This window comes from Acinetobacter sp. YH12137, assembly GCF_013418535.1.
GTDB lineage: Bacteria > Pseudomonadota > Gammaproteobacteria > Pseudomonadales > Moraxellaceae > Acinetobacter.
On record NZ_VPBW01000028.1, the window covers coordinates 22,291 to 33,496 of the forward strand.

Consider the following 11,206-nt stretch of genomic DNA (forward strand, 5'->3'; position numbering starts at 1 on the left):
TTTATTTACCTATTAAATTTTTAACAATTCTAAATTTTCCACTTTTTTCTTTCTCTATACTTTCAACATATCTTATATTCAACTGAATATCATTACCAACTCTTTCTCTTAAAGCAGAAATAAAATTTGATTCCTGTTTATTATCAAATTCATTATTTACTACAATTTTCACTTCTACATGATCCACCTTATCTTGAATAAGTTGAAAACATACAATCCCTTTAGTATCTTTAGTAGAATTACTAATATTACCTAAATTTACCTTACCATGGGTAGGAGAAAGAATATAATCATTTGTACGCCCCTCTATACGTTCAACTAATGGAAAAATAGAACCACACACACATTTTTTTGTAGAATCTGCTAAAGTAATTGAGTCACCGATCCGATAACGTATTAGTGGTGTGCCATGTGTTGTGAAAGAAGTTACTAACATTTGCCCGGCTTGAGCAGGTTTTAAATTATCATCCACAACTTCAAAAATTCCTGTTAAAGGATGAATATGCAAATGTCCAGCACTGCATTCTAGTATAAAGGGTGCACCTTCTGAAGAAGCATATTGATCTACCAATTTACAGCCTAGGACTTCAGAAATCACGTGACGGTGTTCTGATAATACTGTTTCTGCTGTTGGGAAAAAAACTTTTGCCTTGCCCGTATATTTTAAACCTTTGGCCTTGGCAATTTGACAAATTTCAAACACACTAGAGGGAAAGCCGACTAAAAATTCAGGTTGAAACTCATTTAAAGACTTCCAATACACATCAAAGTTTTTTTCATTGATTAGAAAAGTAGAATAGAACCTAATTTTATTTATAAAATCATAATGTGAACAAATTCCTTTTTTTATATCTTGTTGAGTAATTAAGTTTTTACCAGAAAACCAGGCTGTTTTTTTGCCTAGCTCATAACCATGCTGTGCACGAAAGTGATCTAGAATAGCAAACCGTTCTTGCATATCTTTTTTGGTATAAATTACTTTCATAGAGGCACCTGTTGTGCCTCCTGTTAAACTTACAATACCTTCTGACTCACTTATTGTTTTTATTCTATCCAGGTTATTAATAATATCTTCTTTTTCAAGTACATTAACTTGATTTAAATTATCTAGTTTTACTTTCTCATACCATTCTGATTTGTTTAAAACATATGTAAAGAACTCATTTTTTTTTATATTGATTTCCTGTTCCAATTTTCTTTCTGAAAAACTATCAGCTCTTTGATAATATTCTCTAAAATCAGAATAGCTTCCCCCATGTCGTACCTTATACTGATATACATTAAACAACGTAATGGCTAGGTTTTGAATAAGATGAGGACTAAAACGAACTAAACTTTCTTTGAGTGACATTTTTAAGCTCAATATTGATATAAATTAAACAATGTTAATACATAATGTATCTTTATTTAAGCATCTTGCTATATAAATCCAAGTGTAGTTGTGCTGCTTTCGAGATTGAATACTGAGCTGAGTTGTGAATAGCATTTGTAGAATATTCTTCTATAAGATTAGGTTGATTAACTAAACTAGCGATAGCCTCAGCCAAATCCTGGGGTTTTTGGGGAGCAACGACTATACCATTTTCACTATTCGCAATAACTTCTGCACATCCGCCAACATCAGTCACAATACAAGGTAAACCAGAAATAGTGGCTTCAATAAGAGCAATAGGTAGCCCTTCAGTAGATGAACTCATTAAAAATACATCTGCTTGATATAAAAATTCTGGAATATTTTCTTTAACTCCAACAAATGTAACCATATCGGTCAATTTTTTTTTCTCAATAAAATCCATTAACTTTTTCTTATAATCCCTATCACCCTCTCCTGCAATAAGTATTCTTATTTTATTTTTATAAGTTTCATCCAAAAAATTCAATGCCTGTAAAATATTTAAGTAATCTTTATGAATATTAAGTCGACCAACCATAGCTATAGTTATAATTTTCTCCCTATTTCTTACTCGAATATACTTTCGAAACTTATCATCAGCAACAGCATTCATTATTACATTTACACTTCTGCCTGTATAACTTGATAAAGCAGTAGCACATGTTTTAGATATTCCAATATATTCATCAACAATTTTATTAAATAAAGTGTAAGTAAATTTCCCCCAACGTGGCGAGAGAGTATGATGTGTATATACAACAGGAATATTTAATAAAATAGAAAAGAAAACTCCATATGCTAAATGAGTATGACAAATATCTATATTATGATCAGAAATATATTTTTTTATGCGCAACACACCTAACCATGGTTTTTTACGAGTTTCATTACCAATGATATAAATATTAATTCCTGACAACTTTAAATCACTTAAGAAATTATCTTCATATACAATATCTCTACCAATATCAGATGCACTACTTAAAAATGCTATATGTAAATTATGACCTTGACTAGCTAAGCACTTAGCTAAATCTTTAACATAAACTTCAGCACCACCAGATGCAGGTGAAGATATTATATGGAGTATATTCATAAGATAATTCAACTCAGATTATTTGTATAAACTATAAAATAGATAACCAATTAGGAATTAAATTATTTATATTTAATTTATTGGCACTTTCAATAGAGTTTTTACTAAATTTTATAAAGTTTTCTTCAGGCAAATTAATCATCTTTATTAAATTTTCAGCTAAAGATTGATAGTTACCAGGATCAACTAGATATCCATTTTCATCATGTTTAATTAAATCAGAAGGACCACAGTCACAATCAAAACTAACAACAGGCAAACCTAAAGCTTGGGCTTCGAGAATAACCATACCAAAACCTTCATACCTTGAACTTAGACAAAAAAATGAAGAGTTTCTATAATAAAATTCTATATTCTTTGTTGCTGGTAAAAACTCTATTCTAGAATCAACCTCTAAACTAATAGCTAATTCTTTAAGATTATTTTCATCTGGACCAGTCCCAATGATGGTTAAAGTATGATCAAAATTATGTTTACAAACTAATGCCCATGCATGTATTAATAAATCAAAGCCTTTTTGATCAGTTAACCTCCCAACAGCTAAAACCCTATTTGATTTATTTTTAGATAAAAACTGTATGTTTTCATATGGATTAGGATTAGGGATAACAATAATTTTTTCACTTAAATTACTATTAGGTATGTTTTTCAACCATAATGATTTATCTTTATGAGTAAGTGTAATAATTTTATCACAATACTTTCCTGCGAGAATCCTACCCCATTTTCTATATCGAACCCCTAAATCCTCATTAAAATTAAAGTGTTCCCAACATATATGTTTAATATTTAATCCAAATAATGCTGGTATGGTAAAAACGCAAGAAATACTATCAACAACAACCAAAGTATCAATACTATTTTTAATAACAAAATTTCTAATTTTGTATATTAATAGTAAAGAGTTGAAAGTCATATTCTTAGGTTTGTCAAAAATATTACTAACTTCAATTTTACTGCTTAATGAAAAAAAAGGGTTTTGACCTTCGCATATACTTAGCATATGAATATTAAAATCCAAGTTTGCAAGCTCATTTGCAATAGCTGAAGAGACACGTTCAGTACCTCCTGGATTATTCAAGTTTCCAACCAAGAAACAAATATTCTTTTTCATTTTTTAACTAAACCTTTAATAAATTCAAATATAATTAAAAAATCAACACCAAATCTGTAAAATAATTTATTTGACAATTTTCTGATTAATCTTGGATCAAATTTAGAGCTATTTAATTCGCTCTTGAAATATTTCCATTTTTTTCTAGCATAAGCATTATTTTTATTTTTAATTAAAAAGTAAATATGCCCCCTAATTATCGGAACAATAGTAGTAGACAGTAAAGGGTATTGAGCATACTTACTCTTAAAATCGTCAAAAATATATTTATATGAATTTTCTGCACGAATTATATAACCATCATTTTTTGAAGCAACTAAACTATTCGGATTAAATCTATATAAATATAAAGGCTCACTAGTATAATAAATTGAAGAAGCTCTTAAAAAAACAACAGGAATAACAGCTAGGTCTTCAGCACTATGTATTTTAGGAAATACAATATTTTCAAATAATTTTTTTCTAAATACTCTCAACCAACAGACCCAAAAACCATTGGAAAATATTTTCATTAAATTTTCTTCAGTTAAATCATGAATACCTTCATTAAACATAGAATTTGTCATTATGAAGCCATCTGCTATATCCTGAAAAAAACGCTTTGCACCAAATTGAATGATATCTACATTATTGTGGTCTAAAATTTCTAAAATTTTTTCGAAATAATTACTTGCAACCATGTCATCAGGGTCTATGAAAGCAATGTATTCAGATTTTGCATTTAATAACCCTGTATTTCTTGCAGCACTTACACCTTGATTGACTTGATTGATAATTTTTATATTTAACTCATTATCAGAAATAAAATTAGCTAAAAAAGTACTAGTTGAATCAGTAGATCCATCATTTACAAAGACAAATTCAACCTCTTGTAGTGGATTAGCATCTAAAATTGACTGAAAAAAATCTGGCAAGTATTTTTCCATGTTATATATAGGAACAATAACACTTAGTTTTGGAGCTACAATCACAGTTTATTCCTTATCAACAAGTGCAGTCTTCAGTTCATTATATGAGTAAGCAATCCACTCATCTAATAAAGAGTTAACCTTATTATAGTCTATTCTATTTTCAAATAAATCATGAGTTATTAAAGTGTTTTCATCTATCATTCTGTCCATCAACCCTAATGTCCCTAATAAAGATTCAAATCTTGAAGCTCCTCTTTCTTTATTTACAATAGCAATAAATGGTTTATTAAAAATTATTGCAAACACAGTCCCATGGAATGAATCAGTAATAATAAAACTTGCATCGTAAAATGATCTAATCCAATTTTCTATAGACGGATATATATAGGATTCTAAATTTTTCTCAAACATTCTTTTTTTTGATTTTCTTACAGGCTGAGCAATGAATGTATCTTTATTTAGATTATTTTTAGTTTTTGAAATTATCTGAGTTTTAAATACACTATCATCCAAAATATAAGTTAATATTTTACCTTCATTGTTTGTTTTTTTATTAACACCTATTATTTTAAGATATTCTTCATGGCTTAATAACAATGTAGGATCTACTACATGTTTAACATCAATAGAAAGTTTTCTTTTACAAAGTTGCACACCTGAAACCTCACGTACTGATATATAATTAAATTTCTGAACCAATTTTCTCACTTTCTCAGTTACATGATTAGTATAATTCCAATTATCTATACCAAAAGAAGCAGCATAAGCAATTTTTTTAATACTACTATTTTTCTCTAAGAACTCTAGAAAGTAGTTCTCTATTTTAGGAGGATATTCAAATCTCCATACTTGATCGCTTCCAACAATAATAGACTCGAAACTATTTATATTAAAATACTCAACTAATTGTTCTGTTGAATATATTGGGCTAGAACGTTTTATATGTGAATTAATAAATTCTTCATGATTCTGATTAATTATTGCTTGCTCTTTATCAAAGAAGTAAAAAGCATTTCTCTGATACATAACTTTTTGCTTTAAAGTAGATAAAACTTTTCTAAAATCTGATACCTGCTTATGGCGATAATTAATAAGCTCTACATCATTCCCCATCTTGGTTAGAATAGTATATAAGGCATAAGCTTGTAAATTACCACCATAATTAGTTTCTAGTGGAAGTGTTAAAATTGCTATTTTCATGTGTACCACTCCCTTAGAGCTTAATTTTTTGAATAAATCGAATCAATCTGTGAGTCCACTTGCTTACAAATCTAAGCTTATATAGATATATCTTAATTGCATTATTAAATTTTTGCCTATCATTAAATTTCATCCAAAAATAAATACTTTTTTCCCGAGTTGACAATCTATTTTTTTGAATCATATTCAACAAAAAGATTTGTTTTTTTAAAACTCTCTCTCTTTTAAAAGGCACTATCCTGCCTTGGGATTTATATAATTGAATTCTATACAATAATCCATTATGTCTATGATTAAAACTTCCAGATTGAGATTCAATAATTTTATTTTCATCTATAGAATCTAAGACTAAATCATTACCATTTACTATTAATTCAGCAATTTCAGTACGCGTTATTATAATACTATTACCCAAACCATCCATTCTATATGGCTTTATCCAAGCATCTCCCAATGAAATATCTGCTAGCTCCGTTAAAACATCATCACAAAAATCACATGCATTGGATTTAAATAGACCTGTCCCCCACATATCCCCAAGGCTTTGCATATCTACCATATGAATTCTTTTGTCTGATTTTTCTATACAAGAAAACTTATAATCTAACGCATGACTCTCTTTATTTTTAACACGATATTGGGCATGATTATATTCGTTTTTACAACCTGCTTCTTGTGCTAAATAGTCTGTATAATATTTACTTTTCAACCCACCGCAAATAATACCTACAATAAATGCTATTTTTTCTTTTAAAACTGGGTCATACATTTGCTTTAAACGTATTGCCTTAACAAAACAAGCCACACCAGAAACTGCGACTTTTCCATCTACTTTCGAAAGTTCTTGAAATAGCTTCTCTAGAGTTACAGGGGTATATCTTGTTTTTGATATCTGGGTAATTTCTTCAACATTAGAAAAAAACTGATAAGCATATTGACCATCAACCTCTTTAACAATAAATAAATGATCAACAAATTTCTGTTCTAATAATGATTTAAAGACATATGTAGCTATACCACCGGATGAAGACGTTTCACGGAATTCCTTACTATATCCTGCATAAAGCCCATAATAATATCCAATTTTATCGTGATATTGAGTTTCTGGCAGTTTTAGAAACAACTCCCCTAATTCATCTTCATTTTTTTGTTGAATTGCAAAAGGACAAACTTTAATCATCTTATCTTGAGTTGAGCTTTTACCTAATGAGGGTACAAGAAATCCCTCATTATTCCAGATCATTTTTGCCTGATGACTTTGATCCTCAGAAATACAAACTCCACAACCAGTGCATAAGTTATTTTTAACAATCAAATCAATACTCATTTAAGATAACCCTTTATTTTATTTTGTATAAACTGCCTTTCTATAGTTGAAAGCCCAAATAAAACGATGTTAGCCACTACAATTAATACTATAATAATTGATGATAAAAGAAATGAAATCATTTGATCATCAATTTCAAAAAGCTCTTTCAAAAACCAAGAGAAAAATACTGAAAAAAATAAAACAAGAGCTATTTTAACCAAAACTGAATTCATATATACAATTATACTAAATTTAGCCAAACGTTTTAAAAAATATAATCTTAACCCTAAGCTTACAAAAGCCATCAATAATGCAATCCAATAGATAACCGATGGTTTAGGTATAAATTGTAATGTTAAATAGGATAGAGGAAGGTTCATAAAAACTGAAATACTTACTACAATTTGATATATTTTAATTTTTCCTGTTGCTTGTATTCCTGTCATTAATGTTCCTGAAAGACAATCTATCAGCATAATAGCCAATGCTAACTGTACAAAGTCTATCAAATAATCAGGTATTTCATGTAGCCATAACTCTAATAAATATTGAGTATTAAATAAGATTGGTAAAACTATTAGGAGACAAAAAAAGAAACTAAATTTTGATCCAATATTAATTAATAGGCTATTACGCATATAATCTTCTTCTGCATAACTTTTATATATTTGCGGATTAATCGCAATAGAAATTGAATTTGTTAAACCGCCCACCACTCCTATAACTGTATTTGTTATAGCATATGTAGAGTTAACTATCACTCCAAAGAAAATATTAAGTAAAATATTTATGCCTTGTATTTTAGAAATAGCAGCAAAATTACCAAAAATATTCCATGATGAATAAAAAAACATTTCCTTTAATAAAGGAACATTTGAAACTTTTAACTGTATTTTTTTATTAAACTTTTTATAACAATATAAAACATATATAACAAAAACCACCGAACTTGAACTCACATACAAAACTGTATACTTTTCCAACAATGACTCTTGCATGAAATATAAGCAACAAACTATTCCTAATTTAGAAATAGCATCATACAGAGATAATCCTGCATAAAAAGACATCTTTTCTTTTGCTAGTATCAATGCATTAAAAGGGGCTTGAAATATCGAAATAAAAATAGAAATTACAGCAAAGTAGAATATAAAGTTTGCAGATTTCATATAATTTAAATCAATAGATAAGACTCTATTCAACATTAAATCTCTTATACTGAGTAGAACAACAGAGACAGTTACTGCTATTAATAAGTGTAGAAATAAACTACTACTCCAAGCATCTTCAAATAGTTTGTTATTTTTTTTACCGATATAATATGATAAATACCTTTGAGTCGATGAAACCATTGCACCATTGATAAAAGCAAACAAAGCCGCAATACCAAAAACAAGATTGAATAATCCATACTCTTCAACGCCTAATAGTCTAAGTACTTCACGGACTGTAAACAGTCCAATTAAACTGACTAATAGTGTACGAAATACCAAATAAGAGGCATTTCTCAGAATTGTAGTATTTTTTGACATTCTAGTTATTTTCAGCCAAATACCAACTTACCGCCAACTCTATACCCGAACCTATTTTATAATTGGGTTGATAATCTAAAAAACTTTTAATTTTTTCAATACTCGCCTGTGAGTGTCGAACATCCCCAGCACGGAAATCACGATATACAGGCTCTTTCGTATAAGTCACACCATTTTCATTTAATGCAGCTTTAATGGCATTAAATAAATCATTTAGAGTCGTACGATCTCCTACTGCGACATTATAGACCTGATTTTTGGCTTCATCATTTTGCGTAGTGGCTGCCAGAATATTGGCCTGAACCGTGTTTTCAATAAAACAGAAGTCACGACTGGTTTCACCATCACCATTAATGAAAACATCATCATCAGCAATCATGGCCGCCGTCCATTTTGGAATAACTGCGGCATAGGCACCATCCGGATCCTGACGCTTGCCAAAGACATTGAAGTAACGCAAACCGATGGTTTTAAACCCATAAGTTCGGGCAAAGACTTCAGCATACAGCTCATTTACATATTTGGTAACCGCATAAGGCGAAAGTGGCTTGCCGATATTTTCTTCAACTTTAGGCAGTGCCGGATGGTCACCATAAGTTGAACTGCTGGCGGCATAGGTAAAGCTTTTCACTTCTGTATCACGTGCAGCAGTCAGCATATTTAAAAAGCCGGTAATATTGGCTGAATTGGTGGTAATCGGGTCAGCAATTGAACGGGGTACAGAACCTAAAGCGGCCTGATGCAACACATAATCCACTCCGGCACAGGCTGTCTGGCAATCTTCAAAACTACGGATATCACCTTTATAAAACTTGAAGTTTGTCCACTGTTCAGGCTTGACCAGACTTTGCACTTCATCCAGATTATGCTGATGACCTGTAGCAAAATTATCCAGGCCCACGACATTTTGATTCAGCTTTAACAGGGTTTCCAGTAAATTTGAGCCAATAAAGCCTGCCACACCGGTAATTAACCAGGTTTTTGGTGCTTGTTGTAATTGCTCGCATACAGTTTGATATTGGCTCATTTTTATGGTCCCTATAAATTACAGACGAAGGTCAGATTCAGATTGATCCAGTACATATTTCAGGTCATATAAAATATGTGCTGACTTGCCCAAGGCACGTAATGCTTCAGCACCCATAGCTTTAAACTGCTCATGTGCTACTGCCAGAATCACTGCATCATATTGACCTTGCTCTAAACTCTTGACCGGAGTAATCGCATATTCATGCTCTGCTTCAGCCGCATCGACCCAAGGGTCATACACATCTGCCTGAATATGGTATTCCTGTAACTCATGCACGATATCGATGATCTTGGTATTACGAATATCCGGACAGTTTTCTTTAAAGCTAAGACCTAGTACTAAAACCTTGGCACCTTCGACCTGAATTTTTTTCTTGATCATCGCCTTGACCAGCTGGGTCACTACATAAGCCCCCATACCGTCATTTAAGCGGCGACCTGCCAGAATAATTTCAGGGTGATAACCGATAGACTGCGCTTTATGGGTTAAATAGTACGGATCAACACCAATACAGTGTCCACCAACCAGTCCCGGACGGAATGGCAAGAAATTCCATTTGGTACCGGCAGCCTGCAAAACTGCTTCGGTATCAATTCCCATTTTATTAAAGATCACGGCCAGCTCATTAATCAGGGCAATATTGACATCACGCTGGGTATTTTCAATGACTTTTGCTGCTTCAGCCACTTTAATGCTAGTTGCTTTATGCGTACCTGCTTCAATCACCAGGTTATACACCTGATCGACAAACTCAGCGACTTCAGGCGTAGAACCTGAGGTAATTTTCAGAATATTGGTGACACGATGCAGCTTATCGCCCGGGTTAATTCGCTCTGGACTATAACCGGCAAAAAAGTCCTGATTGAACTTCAGGCCTGATACCTGTTCCAGAACTGGAATACAGGTTTCCTCAGTCGCACCTGGATATACGGTAGACTCATAAACGACCACATCGCCTTTTTTAAGTACCTGGCCAATACTGGTCGAAGCTTTAACAAGCGGCGTTAAATCTGGCTGCTTAAACTCATCAATTGGGGTAGGCACAGTGACAATAAAAAAGTTACAGCTTTTTAAATCTTCTAAATTTGCTGAATAGCTGATCTGAGTCGCTTGTTTGAGTTCTTCAGGGGAAACTTCTAAGGTATGGTCTTGGCCACTTTTGAGTTCATCAATTCGTTTTTGGTAGATATCAAAACCCACTACAGGTACTTTTTTCCCAAATTCAACTGCAAGTGGCAAGCCCACATAGCCCAAACCAATCACCGCAATTTTTAAATCTGCAATAGATAGCATTTCAACGCCTTATTTATGTACTGTACTTATGAAGATTAAATCTTTCGGCGGGCATACTAGCAGAAAAACATGAAAATTCTGTTGTGATTTAACACCAAAAAACAAAAAAAAATAAGAAAATATTTAACTAAGCTTATGAAAGAAGCCTTTGGAAAAAGATTTTATTGAGCGAACAGGCTTTTCTCTCTTCATTCACTATTCAACCCGAATCGCGGATAAAAAATTGACTTGAAAAATAAGAGGACTAGAGCCATCAGTTGAGTTACCACACAAAACTTAAAACTCTAGTCCCGATGTTTAATAGTACCGAATTATTTTGCGTAATTGA

General features: G+C 31.7%; 9 protein-coding genes. All 9 read right to left on the reverse strand.

Translation table 11 applies throughout. The features are described 5' to 3' along the window. Position 1: 1 nt before the first annotated feature. From FTU72_RS12315 to tviB, 9 genes are read right to left on the reverse strand one after another with little or no spacing between them, the layout of a single operon-like run. Entirely contained in the window at positions 2–1,351 is a 1,350-nt protein-coding gene (locus FTU72_RS12315; RefSeq protein WP_180052950.1) for a phenylacetate--CoA ligase family protein, read from the reverse strand. Positions 1,352–1,403: 52 nt separating this feature from the next. After that, positions 1,404–2,489, reverse strand: a complete 1,086-nt coding sequence (locus FTU72_RS12320) for a glycosyltransferase family 4 protein (RefSeq protein ID WP_180052951.1) — start codon at positions 2,487–2,489, stop codon at positions 1,404–1,406. Positions 2,490–2,520: 31 nt separating this feature from the next. Beyond that, entirely contained in the window at positions 2,521–3,603 is a 1,083-nt protein-coding gene (locus FTU72_RS12325) for a glycosyltransferase family 4 protein (protein ID WP_180052952.1), read from the reverse strand. Continuing rightward, positions 3,600–4,574, reverse strand: coding sequence for a glycosyltransferase (locus FTU72_RS12330; RefSeq protein WP_180052953.1), 975 nt, complete (start codon positions 4,572–4,574; stop codon positions 3,600–3,602). The genes FTU72_RS12325 and FTU72_RS12330 overlap by 4 nt, the downstream gene beginning before the upstream one ends. A 3-nt stretch (positions 4,575–4,577) precedes the next feature. Further along, positions 4,578–5,714, reverse strand: coding sequence for a polysaccharide pyruvyl transferase family protein (locus tag FTU72_RS12335; protein ID WP_180052954.1), 1,137 nt, complete (start codon positions 5,712–5,714; stop codon positions 4,578–4,580). A gap of 13 nt (positions 5,715–5,727) precedes the next feature. Next, positions 5,728–7,041: a Coenzyme F420 hydrogenase/dehydrogenase, beta subunit C-terminal domain gene (locus FTU72_RS12340; protein ID WP_180052955.1), complete on the reverse strand. Its 1,314-nt coding sequence runs from the start codon at positions 7,039–7,041 to the stop codon at positions 5,728–5,730. After that, positions 7,038–8,555 carry a hypothetical protein gene (locus tag FTU72_RS12345; RefSeq protein ID WP_180052956.1) on the reverse strand — a complete coding sequence of 506 codons (1,518 nt, stop codon included), beginning with the start codon at positions 8,553–8,555 and terminating at the stop codon, positions 7,038–7,040. The genes FTU72_RS12340 and FTU72_RS12345 overlap by 4 nt, the downstream gene beginning before the upstream one ends. A 1-nt stretch (position 8,556) precedes the next feature. Next, positions 8,557–9,582: an NAD-dependent epimerase/dehydratase family protein gene (locus tag FTU72_RS12350; protein ID WP_180052957.1), complete on the reverse strand. Its 1,026-nt coding sequence runs from the start codon at positions 9,580–9,582 to the stop codon at positions 8,557–8,559. A gap of 18 nt (positions 9,583–9,600) precedes the next feature. Further along, complete coding sequence (gene tviB / locus FTU72_RS12355) at positions 9,601–10,878, reverse strand: Vi polysaccharide biosynthesis UDP-N-acetylglucosamine C-6 dehydrogenase TviB (RefSeq protein ID WP_180052958.1); 1,278 nt, start codon at positions 10,876–10,878, stop codon at positions 9,601–9,603. Positions 10,879–11,206 lie beyond the last annotated feature (328 nt).

Bases quoted from the DNA above. Each gene is read 5' to 3' on its own strand.
- FTU72_RS12325 (WP_180052952.1), bottom strand. From the start codon at position 3,603: ATGAAAAAGAATATTTGTTTCTTGGTTGGAAACTTGAATAATCCAGGA.
- FTU72_RS12345 (WP_180052956.1), bottom strand. From the start codon at position 8,555: ATGTCAAAAAATACTACAATTCTGAGAAATGCCTCTTATTTGGTATTT.
- FTU72_RS12335 (WP_180052954.1), bottom strand. From the start codon at position 5,714: ATGAAAATAGCAATTTTAACACTTCCACTAGAAACTAATTATGGTGGT.
- FTU72_RS12350 (WP_180052957.1), bottom strand. From the start codon at position 9,582: ATGAGCCAATATCAAACTGTATGCGAGCAATTACAACAAGCACCAAAA.
- FTU72_RS12320 (WP_180052951.1), bottom strand. From the start codon at position 2,489: ATGAATATACTCCATATAATATCTTCACCTGCATCTGGTGGTGCTGAA.
- FTU72_RS12315 (WP_180052950.1), bottom strand. From the start codon at position 1,351: ATGTCACTCAAAGAAAGTTTAGTTCGTTTTAGTCCTCATCTTATTCAA.
- FTU72_RS12340 (WP_180052955.1), bottom strand. From the start codon at position 7,041: ATGAGTATTGATTTGATTGTTAAAAATAACTTATGCACTGGTTGTGGA.
- tviB (WP_180052958.1), bottom strand. From the start codon at position 10,878: ATGCTATCTATTGCAGATTTAAAAATTGCGGTGATTGGTTTGGGCTAT.